Origin of the sequence: Serratia sp. JSRIV002 (assembly GCF_019968725.1) — a bacterium.
Classification (GTDB): domain Bacteria; phylum Pseudomonadota; class Gammaproteobacteria; order Enterobacterales; family Enterobacteriaceae; genus Chania; species Chania fonticola_B.
Genome location: NZ_CP074143.1, coordinates 5,374,540 through 5,396,619 on the forward strand (window position 1 = coordinate 5,374,540; position 22,080 = coordinate 5,396,619).

At 55.0% G+C, this 22,080-nt stretch carries 24 protein-coding genes; 5 read left to right on the forward strand and 19 right to left on the reverse strand.

Features of this window, described 5'->3' with window-relative positions; translation table 11 throughout:
* Window positions 1-111: 111 nt before the first annotated feature.
* Entirely contained in the window at window positions 112-1,239 is a 1,128-nt protein-coding gene (locus KGP26_RS25160; RefSeq protein ID WP_223664720.1) for an iron-containing alcohol dehydrogenase, read from the forward strand.
* 168 nt (window positions 1,240-1,407) lie between these two features.
* On the opposite strand, the gene KGP26_RS25165 is transcribed toward KGP26_RS25160, so the two are convergent.
* The 11 genes from KGP26_RS25165 to KGP26_RS25215 form a co-directional block, all read right to left on the reverse strand.
* Window positions 1,408-3,324: a transcription antiterminator gene (locus tag KGP26_RS25165; protein WP_021806967.1), complete on the reverse strand. Its 1,917-nt coding sequence runs from the start codon at window positions 3,322-3,324 to the stop codon at window positions 1,408-1,410.
* 50 nt (window positions 3,325-3,374) lie between these two features.
* On the reverse strand, window positions 3,375-4,604 hold the full coding sequence (locus KGP26_RS25170) for a lactonase family protein (RefSeq protein ID WP_223664721.1): 1,230 nt from the start codon (window positions 4,602-4,604) through the stop codon (window positions 3,375-3,377).
* 99 nt (window positions 4,605-4,703) lie between these two features.
* On the reverse strand, window positions 4,704-5,639 hold the full coding sequence (locus KGP26_RS25175) for an IS110 family transposase (protein ID WP_059199132.1): 936 nt from the start codon (window positions 5,637-5,639) through the stop codon (window positions 4,704-4,706).
* Window positions 5,640-6,276: 637 nt separating this feature from the next.
* Window positions 6,277-7,017 carry a KDGP aldolase family protein gene (locus tag KGP26_RS25180; protein WP_071681494.1) on the reverse strand — a complete coding sequence of 247 codons (741 nt, stop codon included), beginning with the start codon at window positions 7,015-7,017 and terminating at the stop codon, window positions 6,277-6,279.
* Window positions 7,014-8,132: a DgaE family pyridoxal phosphate-dependent ammonia lyase gene (locus KGP26_RS25185; RefSeq protein ID WP_223664722.1), complete on the reverse strand. Its 1,119-nt coding sequence runs from the start codon at window positions 8,130-8,132 to the stop codon at window positions 7,014-7,016. The genes KGP26_RS25180 and KGP26_RS25185 overlap by 4 nt, the downstream gene beginning before the upstream one ends.
* On the reverse strand, window positions 8,116-9,255 hold the full coding sequence (locus KGP26_RS25190) for an amidohydrolase/deacetylase family metallohydrolase (RefSeq protein WP_223664723.1): 1,140 nt from the start codon (window positions 9,253-9,255) through the stop codon (window positions 8,116-8,118). Before KGP26_RS25190 ends, KGP26_RS25185 begins: the two co-directional genes overlap by 17 nt.
* Window positions 9,256-9,309: 54 nt before the next feature.
* Window positions 9,310-9,960, reverse strand: coding sequence for a DUF4310 family protein (locus KGP26_RS25195; protein WP_037376237.1), 651 nt, complete (start codon window positions 9,958-9,960; stop codon window positions 9,310-9,312).
* A gap of 11 nt (window positions 9,961-9,971) precedes the next feature.
* Window positions 9,972-10,748, reverse strand: a complete 777-nt coding sequence (locus tag KGP26_RS25200) for a DUF4311 domain-containing protein (RefSeq protein WP_021180718.1) — start codon at window positions 10,746-10,748, stop codon at window positions 9,972-9,974.
* Window positions 10,749-10,834: 86 nt separating this feature from the next.
* Window positions 10,835-11,131 (reverse strand): DUF4312 family protein, encoded by a 297-nt coding sequence (locus KGP26_RS25205; protein WP_021180719.1) that lies wholly within the window; start codon window positions 11,129-11,131, stop codon window positions 10,835-10,837.
* On the reverse strand, window positions 11,131-11,496 hold the full coding sequence (locus KGP26_RS25210) for a glycine-rich SFCGS family protein (protein ID WP_021180720.1): 366 nt from the start codon (window positions 11,494-11,496) through the stop codon (window positions 11,131-11,133). Before KGP26_RS25210 ends, KGP26_RS25205 begins: the two co-directional genes overlap by 1 nt.
* Before the next feature lie 37 nt (window positions 11,497-11,533).
* On the reverse strand, window positions 11,534-11,836 hold the full coding sequence (locus KGP26_RS25215) for a glycine dehydrogenase (protein ID WP_370572534.1): 303 nt from the start codon (window positions 11,834-11,836) through the stop codon (window positions 11,534-11,536).
* A gap of 466 nt (window positions 11,837-12,302) precedes the next feature.
* Here KGP26_RS25215 and rnk point away from each other — a divergent pair, with 466 nt between their 5' ends.
* Window positions 12,303-12,713, forward strand: coding sequence for a nucleoside diphosphate kinase regulator (gene rnk / locus KGP26_RS25220; protein WP_021180723.1), 411 nt, complete (start codon window positions 12,303-12,305; stop codon window positions 12,711-12,713).
* Window positions 12,714-12,779: 66 nt separating this feature from the next.
* Here rnk and cybC read toward each other — a convergent pair whose 3' ends face one another.
* Both cybC and pmbA read right to left on the reverse strand, forming a co-directional pair.
* Window positions 12,780-13,166: a cytochrome b562 gene (gene cybC, locus KGP26_RS25225; RefSeq protein ID WP_021806974.1), complete on the reverse strand. Its 387-nt coding sequence runs from the start codon at window positions 13,164-13,166 to the stop codon at window positions 12,780-12,782.
* Window positions 13,167-13,320: 154 nt separating this feature from the next.
* A complete protein-coding gene (gene pmbA, locus KGP26_RS25230) occupies window positions 13,321-14,661 on the reverse strand; it encodes a metalloprotease PmbA (RefSeq protein WP_021806975.1) in 1,341 nt (446 codons plus the stop codon).
* Window positions 14,662-14,862: 201 nt separating this feature from the next.
* On the opposite strand from pmbA, the gene yjgA reads away from it, so the two are divergent.
* The gene (gene yjgA, locus KGP26_RS25235) at window positions 14,863-15,411 is read left to right on the forward strand and encodes a ribosome biogenesis factor YjgA (protein WP_021180727.1); all 549 of its coding nucleotides are present in this window, start codon (window positions 14,863-14,865) and stop codon (window positions 15,409-15,411) included.
* A 33-nt stretch (window positions 15,412-15,444) separates the two neighbouring features.
* Here the strand turns inward: yjgA and KGP26_RS25240 are convergent, their stop codons facing one another.
* From KGP26_RS25240 to aaeX, 5 genes are all read right to left on the reverse strand, one after another.
* Complete coding sequence (locus KGP26_RS25240) at window positions 15,445-15,744, reverse strand: barstar family protein (RefSeq protein WP_021806976.1); 300 nt, start codon at window positions 15,742-15,744, stop codon at window positions 15,445-15,447.
* 4 nt (window positions 15,745-15,748) lie between these two features.
* Window positions 15,749-16,198, reverse strand: coding sequence for a ribonuclease (locus KGP26_RS25245; protein ID WP_021806977.1), 450 nt, complete (start codon window positions 16,196-16,198; stop codon window positions 15,749-15,751).
* A 206-nt stretch (window positions 16,199-16,404) separates the two neighbouring features.
* On the reverse strand, window positions 16,405-18,381 hold the full coding sequence (gene aaeB, locus KGP26_RS25250) for a p-hydroxybenzoic acid efflux pump subunit AaeB (protein WP_021806978.1): 1,977 nt from the start codon (window positions 18,379-18,381) through the stop codon (window positions 16,405-16,407).
* The gene (aaeA, locus tag KGP26_RS25255; RefSeq protein WP_021806979.1) at window positions 18,381-19,316 is read right to left on the reverse strand and encodes a p-hydroxybenzoic acid efflux pump subunit AaeA; all 936 of its coding nucleotides are present in this window, start codon (window positions 19,314-19,316) and stop codon (window positions 18,381-18,383) included. The genes aaeB and aaeA overlap by 1 nt, the downstream gene beginning before the upstream one ends.
* A gap of 7 nt (window positions 19,317-19,323) precedes the next feature.
* On the reverse strand, window positions 19,324-19,527 hold the full coding sequence (gene aaeX / locus KGP26_RS25260) for a p-hydroxybenzoic acid efflux pump operon protein AaeX (RefSeq protein WP_021180732.1): 204 nt from the start codon (window positions 19,525-19,527) through the stop codon (window positions 19,324-19,326).
* 327 nt (window positions 19,528-19,854) lie between these two features.
* On the opposite strand from aaeX, the gene aaeR reads away from it, so the two are divergent.
* Window positions 19,855-20,766, forward strand: a complete 912-nt coding sequence (gene aaeR, locus KGP26_RS25265) for an HTH-type transcriptional activator AaeR (RefSeq protein WP_024483740.1) — start codon at window positions 19,855-19,857, stop codon at window positions 20,764-20,766.
* A gap of 104 nt (window positions 20,767-20,870) precedes the next feature.
* On the opposite strand, the gene KGP26_RS25270 is transcribed toward aaeR, so the two are convergent.
* Complete coding sequence (locus KGP26_RS25270; RefSeq protein WP_152525735.1) at window positions 20,871-21,161, reverse strand: hypothetical protein; 291 nt, start codon at window positions 21,159-21,161, stop codon at window positions 20,871-20,873.
* A gap of 13 nt (window positions 21,162-21,174) precedes the next feature.
* Between KGP26_RS25270 and KGP26_RS25275 the strand changes: the two genes are divergently transcribed.
* Window positions 21,175-22,077 carry an acetamidase/formamidase family protein gene (locus KGP26_RS25275; RefSeq protein WP_223664724.1) on the forward strand — a complete coding sequence of 301 codons (903 nt, stop codon included), beginning with the start codon at window positions 21,175-21,177 and terminating at the stop codon, window positions 22,075-22,077.
* Window positions 22,078-22,080 lie beyond the last annotated feature (3 nt).

The following is a 22,080-nucleotide window of genomic DNA, read 5'->3' on the forward strand; positions in this document are numbered from 1 at the left end:
AGTTGGTTAATATCTTAACAATTTCGTGTTATACGGAGGAAAAGCGTTGGTTTGCCCAGGTAGGCTGAACTATGCTGTGGTTTCAATGCCCAAATGCGCCAAGGAGAGAGCATGACCACTAGTCTGATGATCGCCAACCGGCAGGCCTGGTTTGGCAAGGGCAGCATCCAGCACCTGATCCCACTGCTCCAGGCAGAGCCGCAAACCACGCTGCTGTTCACCTGCCGATCGTTCCTTAACGGTACCCTCTATGCTGAACTGGCCCCGGTGCTGACGCCGTTGCTGGTAGGCAAAGAAATTGTCGCCCATGAGGGCTCCCCGCAAGAAATCGACCAATGGGTAGCACGCTGGCGAGGCCAGGTGCAAAGAGTGGTAGCCATCGGCGGAGGTAGCGTGCTGGATGCCGCCAAGGCGTTCGCTGCCCTGATCCAACACCCGCTGCCAACCCTGCGTTACATGGAAAAAGTGGGTGACAGCAAAATCAGTGGCGCAACGCTGCCGTTGATTGCCATCCCCACCACCGCAGGCACCGGTAGCGAAGTAACCCAAAACGCAGTGATCACCGATACTCAGGTCACCAAGGTGAAAGCCTCTTTGCGGCATAATAACTTTGTGCCACAGGTGGCGATCCTCGATCCTGACCTGCTGAAAGGAGCGCCAGATCATGTACTGGCCTATTGCGCTATCGATGCCTTTACTCATCTGTTTGAAGCCTACCTTTCCAAGACGGCCAGCAGCCTGTCGCGCGAGATGTCGTTGAGCGGCATCCATCATTTCCTGTGCGCCTGGCCAGTGCTGAAACAGAGCGATGAGGCCTGCGAAGCGATTATGCAGGCTTCCTACCTGGGTGGCCTGACGCTGAGTATGGCGGGCCTGGGTGTGATCCACGGCATCGCGGGCGAGATTGGGGCATTGCGTGATTACCACCACGGCCAAGTGTGCGGCCGCCTGCTGCTGCCGTTCCTTGAATTGCTGGGGGAAAGCGAGCAGCCGCAACAACGTGCATTAATGACCGAACTGGCCCTGCGGCTATTCCCTGAAGAGCAGGACAGCCCGGCGCGCTTTTTGATCGACTTTATCACGCGCCACGCCATCGCCCCGTTCTGGCAGGACGAGCTATCCCTTAGCCAGGCGGAACTGGCCATCGTACTGGAGAAGTCCAACAGCAAGAATTCCTGGCTCAGCTACACTAGCGAGCAACGGAGATTAATGATCGATGGGGCGTTCTTGATTGAATGATAATATAATCAGCACTATAGGATCGCGGGAGCACAACAATGAGTTTGGTTGACTGGATTTTAGGCGGTATCGCCCTGGGGCTGATCGTCGGCGCGCTGATGAAGATATTCGGCAAGAAGAAAGACGATTAATACGGTGCTCCCCCTCTGCATTCAGAGGGGGAAGCCGTTAAATGCGGCTCAGGCAGTCCAACGCCACCGCTTTGAAGCTGTCGAAATTGTCACTGCCCAGCAGGCGGGTCATCGAACGTTCGCGCACAAAGGTGACGAACAGATCGTAGATCGCCATCGCTTCCTCGTAATCGTTTTTGCTGATCGCCAGCAAGAAAATGACGTGTGCCACCTCACCTTCTCCCCACGGGATACCCTGCGGTGCCAGCAGCGTGACCACCACTGTCTTTTTCGCCAACAGCCCCAAAGAGTGCGGCAGAGCAATCCCCTCCCCCAGCAAGGTAGAAACGATGGCCTCCCGCTCAACGACCGAAGGGTAAAAATCACTGCCCACATAGCCTTCCTGCTCCAACTGAGCGCAAACTTTGCTAAACAGCTGCTCCTGCGTTAGCGGCTCGTTGACGATCATAAAGTGGTTGGCATCAAAGAATTTTTCCAACATATACGGCTTGGTGCGATCGACCAGCACCAGCTTGCCCAACTGTTCTAGCTGATACTCCGTTGGGAACGGCGACATCACGACGACCGGCTTGTTCTTCTCGCTGATGCGCGCATTGGAAATGATAAAATCTTCGTCGATACTGGCGAGAATTTCGTAATCACGCAGCGAAACGATGCGTGTTACCACCAATTGCGGATACTTGCGTGCAATCTGCGCCTGGATCATCCGCACCGTAGAGTTACCGGTATCGCACACCAGCATCACCTGGGGATGGCGCTCATAACCAATGTTGTAGTGCCGCTCCAGGCCGACGCCAATATGCAGCACCAGGTAGCCGATTTCGTTCTCGCTCAGGGTATAAGGCGTGTGTTTACCCCAGCTCGAGACCGCCGCCAGCGTCACATCATAGGCCATCGGATAATGCTGCTTGATATTGGCCAACAGCGGGTTCGGGATATTGATCTGGTATTTCACCCGGGTGATCATGGTTTTGATATGGGTGAGCAGATCGGCCCGCAGCTGCTTGTCGTTCTGCAGGTTGTAGTTATAGTGCGAGTTAATGTAGGACAGGATGTAATCCACCAGCGCCTCTTCGTCATCGGCGTTGATTTTGGTCGGCTGCACTTCCTGTACTCTTCTGGCAGCAATGTTGACCCGCAAATAGGCCTCTTCCGCCGCCGCAATCTCTTTACCCGTGGCCTTGCTCAGTTCACCCGCCAGCCAGGTTGACGCTTTGCGCACCGCATCATCACCATCTTCCACGTCAAAATCCTGCAACGGATAGCCGTCCGTGATGCGCCGCAGCGCCACGGCACAGTAGAAGATCAGATATTGCTCGCCCTCATCGGTCAGACGAATGGCATATTGCGACAGCAGTGGGTGCAGCAACCCGGCAAAGGTCAATACCTGCGGCTGATGAAGGATGTCATTGTTCAGCAATGGATTTTCCGCATCCGCCAGATGCAGTTGAAACAGCAGATCGGTCAGGCAGGAGCGGATCGCCATTTCCGCACCAAACAGCTTCATACCATAGCGCGGCTTGGTTTCGATGGTTAACTGGTAATGCGCAAGGCGCTCTCTCACCTCAGCCATGTCGTTTTGCAGCGTACCTCGGCTGACAAACCATTCATCGGCCAGATCTTCCAGCTTCATCGAGAAGGCTGAGGTCAAAAAGCGAATCAACAGATAATGCACCCGCTCCTGCGCACTGCGCGGCGTAGCGTGCTGTTTACGTTCCCGATGCTGGAGTGCGCTAAACCGGGCCTCATCATCAACCTGCAGGCGATATCCGGCCCCGCGGCTATGGACAAACTGCGCACCATAACTCTCCAGGATATCGTTCAGCGCGGTGATATCAGCGCGTACCGTGCGGGTAGACACGGCAAAACGCTTTGCCAGCTCGTCCTGCGGCAAGGTTTCAGACTGCAAAGCATCGAACAGCGATGCCAAACGTGGGTAGGGAAATCTCACCATTCTCTTTCCGTTATGAACGTGCCCGCCTGAGGGGTCTGGCGGGCAACTGGTTACTTCGCCGCTGGCAAGAACACCATTTGTGAAGGGCTGCCCACCGGGGTGTAGCCTTCAACAAAACTGAGCTTGCCGCTGAGCTGGTCTACGCTAAAGCGGGTTACGTTATCGCTACGCTGATTCATGGCATACAGATAACGGCCACTCGGATCCAAAGTGATAGTGCGCGGATAGTCGCCTCGCGTCCAGGTCTCTGCCACCGGTTTCAGTTCGCCCTCGCCGCTTACGCTGAACTGCGCAATGCTGTTGTGCAGACGATTGGCGACATACAGATTTTTACCATCCGCAGCCAAGGCCATGCCAGCGGCAAAGCTGGTCCCCTTATAATCGGCAGGCAGGGTTGAAACTGCACGTAACTGTTTCAGCGTCCCATTTTGGCTATCAAAGCGGTAGCTGGTTAGTGTAGATGCTTCCTCGTTGATTAGTAGGACAATTTTACCATTTGGATGAAATATGAAGTGGCGCGGGCCAGCTCCGGCGGAAGAGGCGGCGATCCACGGCGGATCGTTTGGCGTCAGCTTGCCGCTGGCGGCATCGAAACGCCACTGGTAGATACGATCCAGCCCCAGATCGGTAGAGAACACGAACTTGCCGCTCGGATCGCTGGCGATCATATGCGCATGCGGGCCATTGTGATCGCTGATGGCAAAGCTGCCTTCCACCGCGGCGGCGGGTTTGGCCTCACCCGCAGGGCCAACATCTTGTTGCACAGAACTGGCGGCTCCCAACTTGCCTTCGCTGTCGATCGGGAACGCCGCAACGCTGCCGCTGACATAGTTAGCCACCAGCAGATGACGGCCATCCGGCGTCAGAGAAAGGTAAACCGGCCCCGCACCTTGTGAATCCACCTGATTAAGCGGCGTTAGGCTGCCGTCCTGAGGGTTGATGCGATAGGCGACAATGCCCCCGTGCTGGGTGCCATTAAAATCTGCCACCTCGCTGGCAACGTATAGCGTCTGTCCTTTGGCATCGGTGACCAGTTGGGCCGGATTAGGCAGGCTGCTGACCAATGTCTTGGCACTCAGCGCCCCAGTTTTCGCATCCACCTGCATGCGATAAACTCCCTCACCGTTCGGGTTATAGGTACCAATATAGGCAAAATGAGACGACGTGGGTTTCATTGCATCCTCAGCATGTAACGCCGGGCTGGCGATAGCCAACAACGCCAGGGACAGCGCGCTCCACAGCGGAGCGATTCGTAATTTCGAAGCCTGCCAGTTTCGCATAGTTATCCTTTTGACCGATAGATAGGGACAAAAAGATGCCCCTCACCCTAACCCTCTCCCGAAGGGAGAGCAGCTGTGTTTAAAATCAACGGGTGATGATTAATTTGTCACCCATTTTTTATTATCCCGCAGCATCGCATTCAGGATGGTTAGCAGCTTTCTCACGCAGGCGGTCACCGCCACCTTGAACGGTTTTCCACGCCCTGTCAGGCGCTCGTAAAACTCCCGGATTGTCGGGTTGTACCGCACCGCTGACAAGGTCGCCATGTATAGCGCTGAACGCACCGCGCTTCGCCCTCCCCAGATACTTCGCTTCCCTTTCATTTTTCCACTGTCATGGGCATAGGGACACACGCCAACCAACGCGCTTATTTTGTGCCGATTCAGCCTCCCCAGCTCCGGCAACATCGCAAGAAGCACCGCCATCGTTGTCGGCCCGATACCTTTGACTTCCTCCAACAACGTCGCCTTTTCCCGCCACAGAGGCATCACTTTTATTTGCCTGTCGATATCGTCATCTGCATCCCGGATTTCAGCGGTCAGCCAGTCGATATGCCGCTTGATGCCCGCTGAGACCACCACGTCATCGCAGCTTTTATAGCGGTTTATCTCCATGGTCCTGTTATCGACCAGTTGGCGACGGCGGGTCACCATCCCGGCCAGACGCTGCGTCTGTTCATCCGGTGTGGGGCGGGCTTCGGGCTCCATTCTCCGGCCAAACTCGCAGATGATACGCGCATCATTCGGGTCGGTTTTGTACAGGGTCCCTAGCGCACGAGCGAAGTTTTTTACCTGGCGTGGATTGACCACGGCCACGGGTAACCCAGCCAACTCAAGCGTGGCGGCCAGCAACGAGTGATATCGGCCTGTCGCCTCCATCACGACAAGCTTGACGGTGATGGCAGAGAGCGAACTCAGCAACTGCTGATGGCCTTCCGGTGTGTTATCCAGATGCAGAAGCTGACGAGTTGGGTCGATGTATACGTCAAAAGTGTCTTTGGCAATGTCGATACCGACGGTTGCATGTTCAGTCATTTCAAGTCTCCCGGCCTTGTAAGATACGGGCTGGCTGATGCCGCCCTGGCAGCTGTTCGGGTTAACAGGAAAACTGACGCCACGCCATAAGCTCTCCCACGGGCTTGTTGTCCCAGAGGGGAATCGGGCTGTAGCGTCAGGTACAACTCGGTTAAAGTCTACCCGCCTTTGGGCGGGTAATTAAAGTACCTTAAACATACAAGGGGACCGTACGTGCCACAACTTAACTCCAGTATCCAACCGCCACATCAAATCGAACATGCCACTGCTTTACACCACACCTGACCACAACTCCGTACCAGCTCCCTCTCCCGAAAGATGAGGGGACAGAACGTGCCACAACTTAACCTCAGTATCCAACCGCCACACCTAACTACAACACCGTCCCCCCCCTCAAGGTAGTTAAACAAGCTACAGACTCACTCCTGCACCTGATAACAGCTCCAGACAGCTCCCTCTCCCAAAGGGGACCGAACGTGCCACAACTTAACCTCAGTATCCAACCGCCACACCTAACTACAACACCGTCCCCCCCTCAAGAGAGTTAAACAAGCTACAGACTCACTCCTGCACCTGATAACAGCTCCGGACAGCTCCCTCTCCCTGTGGGAGAGGGTTGGGGTGAGGGGCCGCGGATTTACCCCACCAGCCGCTTGGTGATCTCCAGCAGCGTTTTGACATCTTGCGGGCGAGTATCGCCACTGGTGGAATCAATAATGGAGCTGTAGATATGCGGGATCACCTGCTTCACACCGGCTTTCAACGCAATCTCCAGGATCGGTTCGAAGTTTTCCAGATCGATACCCCCGGTCGGCTCCAGCATAAAGTCATGCTCGGCACAGGCTTTCGCCACGTACTCATATTCGTCCTGATGCTTCAGGCCGCCCATCGGGAAATACTTAATCGAGCTGCCGCCCATGTCTTTCAACAACGCAATCGCGGTCTCTACCGGCACTATGCCATCCGCTGCCTGAGCACTCAGTGGCCCGGTGGAAATCTTCACCCAGCCCACGCGACCGGTTGGGGAGACCAGGCCGTTCACCACGGTTTGGTTTTGCTTCAGCAATGCACGGCTGGCACCGACGCCGGTGAATACCTGGTTCACATGCTGGGGTTGGACATGCTCGGAGATCAGGCTGACCATATTCGACTGCTTGGGATCGCCAGCTCCCAGGCCCACGGAAAGCGCGTTCTCGATCAGGCGTGCATAACGCGACATATCCGCCACGGCACTCTCAACGTCTGGATAGTTTTTGGAAAGAACGCCCACCAGCACGTGCCCCTGCGCCGCATTATAGATGTCCTGCGCGTTGGCTTTTGAGCCAGCCAGTACGTTGAGGCAAACGCGGTCTTTATAATAATTAGGCTTCAGCTTCATGCCTGGTTCTCCGTAAACAGATTTTTAATACAGGTAAAGACGGTCATCAGCTGCTGCTCGTTCACGCTGCGGACATCCACCTCAATCTTGCCTTCGTTGGCCTTGTAGCCACGGAAATAGATGGCGATATCACCGGTTTTCAGCCGCTGGACGATTTCCACAGTCGACATCCCCAACACCGCTTCATCAAAGGTGATTTCAACGCGGGCAATATCGCGCCCTGCGCTGTCCCAGACGGTTTTGGCACTGATGCCAGTCAGGGTATTCAGTTGGCTGATAAACGGCGTCATGCGCTCTACCATTTGCGCTCCGGTGGTTTTCTCCGACGTCAGGTAGCTTTCAATCGCCTGCGTCAGGCCGAGGATGCCCTCTTTACCCACCTTCATCGCCCGGCCAATACCGCCTGACTGCTGCTTCACCCACTCTACGTATTGCTTCTTGCCAATCACCAGCCCGCTGGTTGGCCCTTCGATGGCCTTGGCACCGCTGTATATCACCAGATCGGCCCCCATCTGGTAGTAACACATCAGATCTTCTTCGGCAGCAGCATCGACGATCAGCGGCAGGTTATGCTTACGTGCCACCACGGCAGCCTGTTCGACGGAGAGAATGCTTTTCTGCACGCAGTGGTGAGACTTGACGTACAGGATGGCCGCGGTCTGCGGGGTGATGCAGGCTTCAATCTGTTCAGGGGAACATTCGTTGGCATAACCTGCTTCCACCACCTTACCGCCGCCAAGGGCGACCATGGTATCCACCGGCGCACCAAAGTTGACGTTATGGCCACGCGGCAACACGATCTCACGCGGCTCGTTCACCGTAGCGGAATGCAGGTTGACCAACAGGTTGGCGTTGTCCTTGACGATCACCGCCGCCACCGACTGGGCAATACCGGCAGAAGCGCAGGAAACAATCACCGCGTCTTCCACATTCAGCAGGCCAGCAATATAGGCGCCGGTCTTGTTGACCAGATCCTTGATTTCAAAGTAATGATTCAGGCCGTAATCCACGGCGTCAATCACCTCCTGGCGTGGCGTAGAAACGCCGAGAATGGTCATGCGGCCGGAAGTATTGATCACCTGCTTTAAGTTATATTTTTCATAGACTGAAGACATGAGCGGCTTTCCCTTGTTCGGTTAATAGGATTTCCCCGGCCACCACGGCGGCCAGCGGCACCAACAGTTGTTCGCCATTCACGGACTCCCCTTCGGCGTCGGCAAACACCTGCGGCCCCTGGCGGAGATCAAAAATGGTCAGGTCGGCATCAAAGCCGGGTTTCAGCTGCCCCTTGGTGGTCAGGCGCAATGCCGCAGCGGCATTTTCCGTTACGCAGCCAATGACCTGCGCCAGAGAAAGCCCAACGGTAAAGAATTTGGACATCACCGTCGCCAGGCTGTGCACTGGGCCAGCCAGACGGTTGCGACAGTAGATATCGGAACTGATGGTGTGTGGGAAGATCCCCAGCGCGATGGCCTGACGGGCAACCTCAAAGCTGAAGCTGGCCGAACCGTGGCCCACATCAAGCAGCACGCCACGTTTTAACGCACGTTGGATCGACTCGCGCAGCTTACCTGCCGGGGTCAGAATGCGGTTCGGTTTACCGTTGTAGCAGTGAGTGATGATGTCGCCCTGGGTCAGCAGATCGGCGATCTCGTCCAGATCCGGCGGGTTATTGCCGATGTGTACCATCAGCGGCAGTTGCTGGTTTTCCTGCTGGATCTCTTTGGCCAACACCAACGGTTTGGTGCCGTTCTGGCCCACGACGCTGCTGCTCATGCGCGCCTTGATACCAATGACAAACCCCGGCTTGCCGTCGATGGCCTGTTTGACCTGCTGCTTATTGATATCCGCCATATCAGCCAGTTCATTCTGCCTTAGCAGACCGATACGCGAGATATTGAGGAAGGCAAAGACGTTGGTTTTGGCGCTGCGCGTCAGGGCATAGAATTCATCGATATCGTCAGTGCCGGTGCTGCCAGCATCCACCACCGAGGTGACGCCGCTGCTCACGCCCACCAGGTCCGGGTCGTCATGATAAATCGGTGAAGAGGGATAACAGTGTACGTGAGAGTCGATCCAGCCAGCGCTCAGGCGGTAGTTCCCCGCCAGATCCAGTTGTTTGTGGGCACGGGCATCAGCCGCCAACTGCCCGACGACGGCAATCTTGCCCGCCTCAATAGCCACATCGGCCAGGGTGTCGTCCACCAGCCTGGCGCGCCGGATGATTAGGTCATACATACTTCGCTACTCCTTGCCAAACCCTGGGCGGTTGACCCAGGGCTTGGGACTTGATTAAGAAATGGCTACCGGGAAGAATGCCCCCAAGATCATGGCCCCCAGGATCGCGCCGCCGGTGATCGGCTTGCCCCAGATGTAGAACAGCAGCGCACCCAGCAGGGAACCCAGGCCGATCGGGATCGAAGCGGCCATGGCAGACAGGATGATCAACGGCCCAAGGAAACGCCCGGAAGAGTTACCTGCCCCCATCATCACGTCCGCCCCGTAGGTGGAGTCGCTCTGGCTGATGGTAAATTTACGCGCCAGGATAATCAGGTAACCAATCGCCAGGCCAATGACCAGGCCAGTAACCAGCGAGGCGGCAAAGTTGGCTACCGGGAAAACAATCCCCGCGCCCAGTAACAGTGCAGGAACACCCAGGCCAACCCCGGTCTGGATCGCCCCGCCGATATCCAGGATCCCTACCAGGGAACCTTCGATAATGCGGGCAAACAGGAAGCTGGCACCGAACGCCGCCACCGCACCGTAAACTCCGGTGTCCATCCCGGCACGCAGCATGGAAACGAAGGCCACTTCGTTAAACGCGCCTATGCCATACAGGTAATACATGTGTGTCCCGGCAAACACGCCGGACGAGAGCAGGCCAACAAAAATCGGGAACGACCAGTCGGCATACCAGAAGCCTTTGTCTGCTTGTGCTTCCATCATTCAGCTCCTTATTTTCCGCTCAGGGTGTTATGAATGGCATCCAGCCAGCCAGGCACGCCCAGGCTGAAGGATTCGAGAACTTTCATATCAAAGCCGCGGAAGAAGCCGCTCAGCACGAACAGCAGCACAATCGCCACCATCATGATCTTGGTGACTTTATTCCAGCCGCTTTCTTCAACGCCCTTGCCAATCAGGATACCCAGCACCAGACCCGGTACGGCGTTACCCATGATCAGCTGTGCCAGACCACCGAAGATGGTGCCCCAGAAGCCAGAACGTTTGCCCGCTTCGATCGCCGCCAGCCAGAAGATCACCGGCATGACGGTGTTCACCAGCAGGTTGGCCGCTGGAACCAACACTTTGATGGCCGTGACCTGCAAGGCTGCTGGCACTGCCGAAGCGGTGGTGTTAAGGAAGGCCACGACCAAAATGCCGATAATGCCGCAAGCGATGGCCATCTTTTTTGGATCGTGCATGGTTTCCGCGACGTTGCGGTTTTTGATCATCAGGGCTGCAGCGCCCCAGTTAGGAATGATGCGATGGTCAACGTCCTGCGTGAAGGCACCCGCCGCCACTGAAGACGCCCAGGCGTTGAAGAAGAAGCCCAGACCAAATGAGAAATGAGAAGCCGGATCGCCTTCGCAGGAGTTCAGCTCACCCAAGGTACGGAACGCTCCCATACCCTGCGTCGTCGGTGCGTGGAACATACGTGCAGCACCGGCCCCTACACCGACGCCAACCAGCCCGCCGATAATAATCGACTTAAATAAGATGATTAAAAACATCAGAATATCCTTCTTATGTCATGCCCAGTGGATCCCAAGACGCAGCCATAGCGGCTACAGCTTGAAACACGACGGATATAACGTTTTTATTTCTGGGTGAAGACCACCTTTTCGGTATTGATGATCGTCACGTTCACGGTTATTTCTAATGAAACGGCATAGCTTTTTCTTTCACGCGCCAGGAAGAAGAAAAGAAATTTTTCTTTGGTGGTTCTCTCTTCCGCCTTTACTATTTTGACATCCTGCGGTTCGATACGCAGCAGAACATTATTGGTGGATTTTAAAATCACGCCCTGTACATTGGCTAATGCACCGGCAAAGGCTTTAGCTTTACTATCGCCTTTGCCCTCCACGTTAACCGAGGTAGTATAAGTTTCTTTCATTACGGATTGCCGTATTTTTTGACATAAGCTTCCACTAGCCGCTGGCCTAATTCTTCTTTATCCATAAAGCCAAAGCCTAATACATTGCAGCCTTCGTTAATTGCCGTCACGCCTTCTTCGATAGAACGCATACCATATCTGGATTTATAACCATATTTGGTTTGTGCGGTGATCGCTCCAGCGCCACCGCTGCCGCAGAAGGAAATGCCCAGTTGCGCATTCTCTGCTTTCATCACGTCACCCAGCTTCATATCCGCAGCCATGCCAGGGATCACAATCACCTTGGCACCTGCATTTTCAACGCCTTGGCCCACTTTCTGGCCTTTACCCAGCCGATCGCCGATCACTACGGTAATTTGTCCCATGGGGTTTTTCTCCTGAATAATTTTAATCAATTAAACGTTATTGGTCGTTATCTTTAGCCACTTCAAAATGAACCGAAAGCAGATACGCCTCTTCAATCGGTAACGTGGCAAACTTATTTACCACTCGCTCTGCCAGTTGCATCGATCCGGCAGAAATTTCATCAAACAGTGATTTATCAACTTCCGGCAAGGGCTCACCTGTTATTGAGCGCAACACCATCGCGCGGATATGGGATTCCAACATTTGTTGTTGCACCGCATTGGTGTAAATATTCTCTTCACCCAACATGGCGGTAATATCGGCCAACAATTGAGTGGTAATCGCTGCGGCCTCACTGATGTCAGTCTGTTCCCTGTTACTTACCGAAGCAGTTCCGTCATTCACTTTGCAGTCACCTCTGGATCCAGCTATTTATCCGTTAACGGTAAAGCGCTTTACCTTTACCCGCTTTCTTTGATGTCTTTACCCTAACCCTTGGGGCATTGCTTGTGTAGCGCGTTTTTTTCCAGTTCGAACTGGAAATTAAGTGACGCCAAGGGATCCATTTCGCAAAATCGGGGGTTTTTACGCTAAGTAAATGAGATTGCAAAAAGAGTTTGCAACGCAGAGTTGCCAGTTGGCAGCGCGGCGCAAAAAACTTCGTGATCGAGATCTCTTTCTTTTCCGGCCCTAACAGCCTACTATCAGTAGGACAAACCGACATTTTTCACACCCCCGCGCCCAAAGGTGCGGGGGTGTTGCTTTTGTGTTGTTTTCCGAATTTATGGCGCAGAAAGGGCGCCCTTTGATTGGACTGGAGAGTGGAATGACCAAACCAACCATTACCATTAATGAGCTGGATGCGGAACGCCTGGATGCGCTACTGGCACAGCCAGCCTTTGCCAATACTGACGTCGCCGCCGCGCTGAACGCTGAACTGGATCGCGCTGACATTGTGCCGGCATCGCAGATCCCTGCACACGTCGTCACCATGAACAGCCGCGTACGTTTTCGCGATCTGCATACTTCAGAAGAACATGTGCGCACGCTGGTTTACCCCGCCTCTCTCAAAGACAGCGCTGAACAGCTGTCGGTGATGGCACCACTGGGTGCAGCACTGCTGGGAATGCACGTGGGTAAACAGATCAATTGGCAATTGCCAAACGGCGAAGAAGCCCGCATTGAAGTGTTGGAATTGCTGTATCAACCTGAGGCTGCGGGCGAGTATCACCGCTAAGTCAGGTTTCCGGGCGGCCATTCAGCCGCCCTTTTTGTCAACGCTACGTTGATTGCCGCAGTACGCTTAACGGAATTTCTTGTGATTGGCATCGCGGGTTTGCTTGAAGCCCTCCGCCACTTTACGCGCGTCCTCCAGTTTGCCCTGATTCGCCAGCGCCATTGACTGATCGATCTGCCCGATCAGCGTCGCCAGCCCTTGACGAAACTCCTTCATCTCCGGGCTGTCTGGCGCTTTGTTTTCCAACTTCGGCGGTGTGCCTTTCTGGGCATCCGTAGCCGCAGCACGCATATTCTGCAGGCTCTGCTTGAAGGTATCGGTGGAGTCGGTTTTCAATACAATTTTGTAATTGGCGGCCAGGGTATCCATGTCATCAGCCAGTTCGGCTGCCATCACCCATGAACTGGCTCCCAGCAGCGTCAGTGCTGCCAACACTTTCAATGTCTTCTTCATGCTCACCTTCCCGTTATTGTTTTAGTTAACCCGTTATAAACATAGGCATGGAACGGTAAAACCGATAGCTGATATTTGTAAGGAAGGTTGAAGCGGAGGAGTGGGGAGGAGCTGAAACGCCCCCTCCCCCTAACTAATGGATTAGCTTTACGTGTTACTGCCCTGCGATCTTCATTTCCGGCAGCAGCACGGAACCGCACTGGATATTGCTGCGCAGTTCGATATCGCTGCCGATGCTGACGATATTGCGCAGCATATCTTTCAGATTGCCGGCAATGGTGATCTCGCTGACCGGATACTGGATCTCACCATTTTCTACCCAGAAGCCAGAAGCTCCGCGTGAGTAATCGCCGGTAATCCCGCTGACGCCCTGCCCCATCAGCTCAGTGACCACCAGACCGGTGCCCAACTGTTTGAGCATGCCCGCAAAGTCATCGCCCTGACCGGCAATGCGCCAGTTATGGATCCCGCCCGCATGACCGGTGCTATGCAGCCCCAATTTACGCGCGGCGTAGCTAGTCAGCAGCCAGGTTTCCAGCACGCCGTCTTTGACGATGTCGCGGCGCTGGGTGCGTACGCCTTCACTGTCGAACGGCGTAGAGGCCAGCCCTTTCAACAAGTGCGGATGTTCTTCAATGGTCATCCACTCCGGCAGGATCTGTTTACCCAACGAATCCAGCAGGAAGGTGGATTTGCGATAAACGCTGCTGCCGCTGATAGCCCCAACCAGGTGGCCAAACAGACCGGTAGCCACTTCTGAGGCGAACAGCACCGGCGCTTTCATGGTTGACAGCTTGCGTGGGGAAAGACGCGCCAGCGTGCGGCGGGCGCATTCCTGGCCAACCCACTCAGGGCTGGCCATATCGCCCATAGCCCGACCAATGGTGTAGGCATAATCCCGCTCCATATCGCCATCATGTTCGGCGATCACACAGCTGGAGAGCGAGTGACGACTGGAGCAATAGCTTTGCAGCATGCCGTGGCTGTTGCCGAAGACCTTGATACCGTAATGGCTGTTGAAGCTGCCGCCTTCGGTATTGGTAATCCGCTTGTCGGCCGCCAGCGAAGCCTGTTCGGCACGGGCTGCCAGCTCGATACCACGTTCGGCATCCAGCTCGGTGGGGTGGAACAGGTCCAGATCCGGCGCGTCAAACGCCAGCAGATCTTTTTCCGCCGGGCCAGCATGGGGATCTGGTGAAGTGTAACGAGCAATATCCAGCGCCGCCTGAACGGTACGGGCAATGGCATCTGGATTAAGATCGGTGGAAGAGGCACTGCCTTTGCGGTTTTGATAATAGACGGTAATACCTAACGCGCCGTCGCTGTTGAATTCGACGTTCTCCACCTCACCGAAGCGGGTGCTGACGCTGATACCGGTGGTTTTGCTCACGGCAACTTCTGCCGCATCGGAACCGGCGCGTGCCAGCTCCAGCGCCTGTGAAACGGCGTTTTCCAGCGCTTTGCGCTGCTCTGCAACTTGGGTGACTACTTTCATCAATCGGCCATAGTTAATCAGAAAATCGTTGAGAAAAGTGCCGTGTCGGCATGGTTTTGCGCGCAATAACGCGCCAAAATAATTTCAGGCTGCGCCCGCTGGCCACAGCCCGATGTACTTTTGAGTCTAACAGGAACCGCGTGGAATTTCGCATAAAGCCGGCAACCTGTTAGGATTAGCCTCTTTTTAACGGAGCCTACCATGAACAAACAGCCTGAAGACTGGCTCGACGAAGTCCCGGAGAACGAAAACGAGGACGATGACGAGATTATCTGGGTCAGTAAAAGTGAAATTAAACGTGATGCCGAAGCGCTGAAAGACCTGGGAACCGAACTGGTTGAACTGGGTAAAAACGCCTTGGAACGCATCCCGCTGGATGAAGATCTGCGTGCCGCCATCGAACTGGCGCAAAAGATCAAGAAAGAAGGCCGCCGCCGCCAGATCCAACTGATCGGTAAAATGCTGCGTGCTCGCGATGTCGAACCGATCCAGACCGCGCTCGACAAGTTGAAGAACCGCCATAACCAACAGGTTTCGCTGTTCCACAAGCTGGAAGCGCTGCGCGATCGTCTGGTAGCTGAAGGTGATGACGCGATCCCGTCCGTGCTGGATCTGTATCCACAAGCCGATCGCCAACAGTTGCGTGCCCTGATACGTAATGCGCAGAAAGAGCAGGCCGCTAACAAGCCGCCAAAATCATTCCGCCAAATCTTCCAGTACTTGCGAGAGCTGGCAGAGGCACAACAGTGATCGTCAGCGGCATCGCTGCGGGATGGACCCCGTTCATCCCCGCTGATGCGTCGCTGCGCTGCTCGTTTCACGGATATTGAACCGCAGGTTGCCCTCCAGCTCCTCCTCCGCTTCTTCAAACAACAGAATAATGGCACCAAAGCGGCGTTTGCTGCGGGCGTTGAGATTGAGAAATTCAATCTCGACCGGCAGGCTGATGTCGCCGGTCACCACGTCCCACAGCGCGTCCAGGTTGGCGCCAAATCCTTCACCCAGTGCAAACCGCTCGGCAAAGTGGCGATAGAACGCTGGCAAGTCCGCTATCTGGTTAAAATCGAACTCTATTTTCCCCATCGGCTCACTCCATCCGCATGAAGTTCTTATAATGGTCGCGCGTGACATAAATCAGACCGTCACTGGAATACAACAGCCGATCGGCACCGCGTCGGCCGCATTGGTAGTTGATATCCGCTTCGCGCCATACCCGGTTGTTGGCGGTCGGTAATTGCCCTTCACGGTTGGAAAAACGGTCGCCGCCAATGGCCTTGCCCGGCAATACCTTGCACAGATTACCGTCACGCGCATCCCAACCCTGCTCACGAGCCTGCTTTTTGGTGATGTAGTAATCAGGCAGACGCTGGTGCTGTTGCACATAGCTGACCACTCGCTGCTGCTGCGTCAGTTGTTCAATGCTCTCTGCCGCCGGGGTCGAATCATTGGTCAGAGCCCGATCGCCATCCCCCTGCAGCGCACTAAACCCCGCCACCAGCAAAGCAATCAGCATCGCAATAAGCGTACGTTTATTCATACTGTCCCTGCATATATAGCAAAAATTAATGAATCAAAGATGACCAAGATGTAACCATTTCGCATCCAAAAGGCCTGACGCTCGAGCAAAAACCGCAATTGATACGGAATTATTATGGTTTGTGAGGCCTTCCTGCATGCATTTTAGCCCCCGTAGTCGGGGGACGTAAACCATGCAGTATAGCCTTTGACGGGAAAGTGAAAATATCAATCAATCAGCGCGTGACGGTAGCGATGCAGCATATCGGCCAGGCGTTTTACCGGCCCGGTGACGCTAAGCGGAGCGAGGTTATCCACCAGCTTTTGTTGATATTCATTCATCTCTTTGAGTAACCGATCGTAGTAGTAAGCCCGCTTCACATCGTTCTTGGCGGTGACCACGTGGTCGGCGGTGCTGCGGATCTGCTTGTGGAACACCGAAAGCTCTTCCCGCTCCGGGATCTCGGTCATCTGCATCCGCTGGTGGGCAATAATCAGGTTGAGCGCCAGCCGGTATTTGGCAATGTCGTTCGGGAACATCATCAGCAGCTGGTTCAGGCGCTGATAGAGCGCAGGCAGATGGTTTTCCTTACGGCGCGCCGCCTTGGTGGTCAACGCCGAAACGGCGCTGCTGACCAACTGATTCATCAACGTGCGGCCGGTGCGCTCACGTGAGGTATCACGGATCAGGAACAGCACGATCATCGCCACAAAGCAGCCGATAATCTGGCCGATGGCGCTGTCGATAAACGAGGAGACATGGAAACTCATCGGATTGCTTAACACGATGATGTTAATAGTACTCGCCAGGGTGCCTAGCGATCCCAAACGGCGTTTCTGCACTTCGATCCCTATGACAAAGGACATGATGCCCAGGCTCAGACACAACAAGAACATGCTTTGCTGGGTTTCCGGCAGAATAAACATATAAAACAGCGCACCGAGCGGCAACGCCACCAGCACGCCCAGCAGGAAGTCGAGCGCCATCATTTTTGGATTTGGCGTACGCATCGCCAATGCGGTCACGACGGCGATCATCACCATACAGCCGCTGCCGGACGTCCAGCCGGTCCACAGCCAGAACAGGCAGCCTATTGAGGTCGCCGCCCAGGCTCGCAGCCCGTTGATCATGGCATGGTGGCCTTCCGCCGACGGCCTCTTCACCACCACTTCCCCGGCCAGTATCTCGTTTTCTACCGCGTTGATGCCGCTGTTGGTATGCACGCCTTTTGCCACCAGCAAATAGCGCGTCGCTGCGCCCACCCAGCCGGTGACCGTTTGCAGATGTTCATCGCTACGGTTGGTTGCCAGCACCTGGCGCACCAGCTTCAGGCGTTTATGCACTTCCTGCGCGGTTTCCGCTGGAACCATCAGCAGCTCGCGGATATTTTCCTTCACCGCATCCGGGTGATTGAGCAAAATCAGGTAGGTTTCACAGGCCTGGGTGATCAACGTCAGCGAAAGCGTATGTAACGCATGCAAGCGGCTGTTAACCCGCTGCCAACGCGATGATTCCAACATCAGGTTGCTGCGCATCCCGTTGATGGCGGTGGTGCTTTTAACCAGATCGCTCCAGGCGCGGTCGATATCTTCCTTGCCGGCATCGCTGATACACATTTGCATCAGCTTGTACTGCCCCACCAGCAGTTGATCCACCGCACGATCGATATCCTGTTTGATCGAACGCGGGGAAAACAGCAGGTCGGCCAGTACCGCACTGAGAATACCGAGCACGATCTCGCTACAGCGCTCTACGGCGAACTGTGGCGCGTCCAACAGTGAGGTTGTGGTGTTTGTAGTGGCTGCGGAGGTGACGATGATAATCAGCGCCGTGTAGCCCGCCAGCCCCCAGGCATAAGAGTTTTCGACCTTCACCAGCGAGGAGATCCAGGTACAGACCCCCAGCCAGACGCAGCAAAGCATCAGCATCACCACCGGTGCACGCGCACAGGTAACGATAATCAGCAAGCCGACAAAGCAGCCGATAAAGGTGCCGATAATACGCAGCCAGCCACGATAGCGGATCGCGCCAGAGAAAGGTTCCCCCCCGGCGGCAAAGGCCGGGCCGGCAGCCACAATGGCCGCTGTCAGCACCGACCAGCGCGGGGTTTCCAGATTGAGGTGAAAACCGACAAACAGGGCGAAGACGATCGCAAAGCTGAGCTTGCAGGCAAACCGCAGCCGCAGAAAGGTTGGGCTGTTCATTAGCCGAACTCACGCAACCGATGCATCAGCCGGATAAACGGCGAGCCGCTGTCGATGCTACGATCGTTCTTGCCGGTTATGACCACGGTCGCGGTGGTACCCGCCGGGTAAGAGTGTTGCTGATCTTTCTCATCGAGGATGATTTTCACCGGCACGCGCTGTGCCAGACGCACCCACTCCAGATTGCTGTCGATCGACGCCAGCCCCTTGCTGTTTGGGGTACTGCTGCTGTTATTCACCGCCGCGGCCAGGCTATCGACGGTGCCGTGCATAATGCGGTTGCTGCCCAGCGGGGTGATCTCGGCACGATCGCCTTTGCTCAACCCTTCAAGCTTGGTTTCTTCCAGATAGGCGATGACATAGAAACTGTTTTTCTTCACCAGCGCCACCGCCGTAGAACCACGGGTGATAAATTCCCCTGCGTGGACGTTCAGGTTGGTGACCCAACCGTCTGCTGGCGCACGCACCGTGGTCCGTTCCAGATCCAACTGCGCCAGATCGCGCACGGCGATCGCCTTGGCCAACTGATGCTGCACGGTTTGCAGCACGTTATTGGATTGGTCGATCTCTTCTTGTGACATCGCCTGGATCCCCAAGCGCACACGGCGGCCCGCTTCACGCTTCTTCTCGGCCGCCAGCGTCTGATAATAGGCCACATCGGCGTTGGCTTCGGCCAGTGCCTGTTGGTAACGTGGCTGGTCGATCACCATCAGGATCTGGCCCTGTTTCACCAACTGGTTGTCGGTGATCGGCACGTCGGTCAGCAAACCGCTGACATCTGGAGCAATCGCCACCACGTCGGCGGTGAATTTGGCATCACGCGTCCAAGGCGATTCGGTGTAAAACGCCCACGCCTTGAACACGGCAATGGCCGCCAACAGAACCAGCAGCAAGGTGATGGCGATGCGGAGTATTTTTAATGACAGAGTTTTCACAGCAGCCTCAAACGAAAAGACACGAAATCAGATAAAACAAACAGCAATACAGCGCGGTATTGAACAACGCCGGATGCCAGACAAAATCGTAAATCCCGGTCGGCTGCAACAGGCGGCGTATGACGAAGAACAAGGCCAAAGACGCTAACAGCTCAAAAAATACCGGTGGGAACGACAGTCCAAAAATGACCATAACCGGAAGCAAACTCATCACTTTATCCTTAATTGTTTACTACACCGGGGGTTTTCCCTGCTGATTTCACATTCCATTTACATTCTAGCGCACGGACGCCAAACGTTATGATCTGGTAGTTGACCAGGCCATAAACCTGAAAAAGGGTTAAGCTAACAGCAGGCTTCCGCGAGAGGGAATGTATGGATAACCGGAGGGATCGTGCGGCCACGGCAGTAAACCGCGACATAGCTGACCACGCTCAAGCGTTCAGAAGATCTTTACACCCGACGCGTTATATTAGCCTGCTTACTATCAACTCATCTATAATCTGTGATCTAAATCACTTTTAAGCCAGAGTGAACAATGGAAAGACTAAAACGGATGTCCGTGTTTGCCAAAGTCGTTGAATGTGGGTCATTTACCGCGGCAGCACGCCAGCTCGACATGAGCGTTTCATCCATCAGCCAGACAGTGTCCAAACTGGAAAATGATCTACAGGTGAAGCTGCTTAACCGCAGCACGCGCAGTATCGGCCTGACCGAAGCGGGTAAAATCTACTATCAGGGCTGCCGCCGCATGTTGCAGGAAGCCGCCGAGGTTCATGAGCAGCTTTATGCGCTGAACAATACGCCCATAGGCACGCTGCGCATCGGCAGTTCATCCACTATGGCGCAAAACGTCCTGGCGACCATGACCGCCGATATGCTGCAAGAGTATCCTGGTTTGACGGTTAATCTGGTCACCGGCATTCCGGCCCCGGATCTGATTGCCGACGGCCTGGACGTAGTGATCCGCACTGGCGAACTGCAGGATTCCAGCCTGTTTTCCAAACGCCTGGGTTCGATGCCGATGGTGGTCTGCGCCGCCAAAAGCTACCTGACTCAACACGGGACACCGCAAAAACCGGCGGATATGGTGAATTTTTCCTGGTTGGAATACAGCGTACGGCCCGACAGTGAGTTTGAATTGATGGCTCCCGAAGGCATCAGTACGCGTATTTCCCCGCAGGGGCGCTTCGTGACCAACGATTCACAAACCATGATCCGTTGGCTCAAGGCCGGGGCCGGGATTGCCTATGCGCCACTGATGTGGGTCATCGAAGAGATCAAACGCGGCGAGATTGAGATCCTGTTCAAGCGCTACCATTCAGAACCCCGTCCGGTTTACGCCCTGTACACCGAGAAGGACAAGCTGCCGCTCAAGGTGCAGGTGTGTATCAATTACCTGACGGAATACTTTAAACGCGTGGCGGAAGTGTATCAGGGCTATCGTTGAGGCTCCCCTTTATCCCTGGAGTTCACTCCAGGGTAATAAGTTTGCTCTAGCTGATATATAGCGTTTACTGCTATAAAAACGGTTACTCATTTTATTAATGCTAATTATCGAAAGTATTTCCCTTCATTTGATTCCCATTCTCTACTGAGAACTCTGCTGTATTCACTCGGCTTTACCGATCGGTTATGCGGAAACTTCCGCCATAGTTGTGGGTAATAAACCACCGCGATAATTGTTTGAAGCATATCCTGCCAATCTAACCAAAATGCCCATTCTGCTACCGCTTTCGCGTGCTTGCTTACGCCCCTGCGGGTGTGATTTATTGATGAATTGGCGCAGGTGCGCCCAATTATCATTATCGCCATAAATAATAAAAACCAGGCTTCATTATTCATTATAGGAATCACCATGGAAAAGATCTCACGTACGCACGTGGTATATGCCATGTCGCGCGATAACGCCCCTGTGGCCACCGTTGCCAGCGGCAGCGACGTTTGTTTTGAAACCTGTGACTGCTTCGAAGATCAAATCGCCTCTGAACAGGCCACCTTCACCGAACTGGACTGGAGCCGCATCAACCCGGCTACCGGGCCGGTTTACGTGCAGGATGCGAACCCCGGCGATGTGTTACGGGTAGAGATTAAACGTATTACCCCAACCAGCCATCAGGCAGTCATGGTCACCGCTCCAGGCCTGGGCGTCATTGGCGATGAGCTGCAACAGCCACAGATCCGCACCGTGCCGCTGGAAGACGGCTTCGCCCTGCTGCCTGGCGGCGTGCGTTGGCCGTTAAAACCAATGATCGGCGTAATTGGCGTCGCCCCAGCCGAAGATCCGATCCCCTGCGGCACTCCAGATGCCCACGGCGGCAACATGGACTGCAAAATCATCACCGAAGGCTGCACGCTGTGGCTGCCGGTTAACGTTCCCGGTGCGCTGTTTGCGCTCGGCGATCTGCATGCCGCAATGGGCGATGGTGAAGTCTCGGTATGCGGGCTGGAAATTCCCGGCGAAGTGGTGGTGAACCTGAGCGTAGTCAAAAACCGCGCGCTGCCCACCCCGATGATGAGCACCATTGATACGCTATATACCTTGGCATCCGCCAAAACGCTGGACGAAGCGGCCGAATTGGCAACCCGCAATATGGCACACTTCGTGGCGGACTATAGCCAGGTCTCGCTGGCCGACGCCATCAATCTGCTGAGCATCACTGGCGATCTGCAAATCTGTCAGGTGGTCGATCCGCTGCAAACCTGCCGTTTCGCGCTGCCACGCAGCGTTGCCGAGCAGTTAAACCTCCAGTTGGATTAGGGA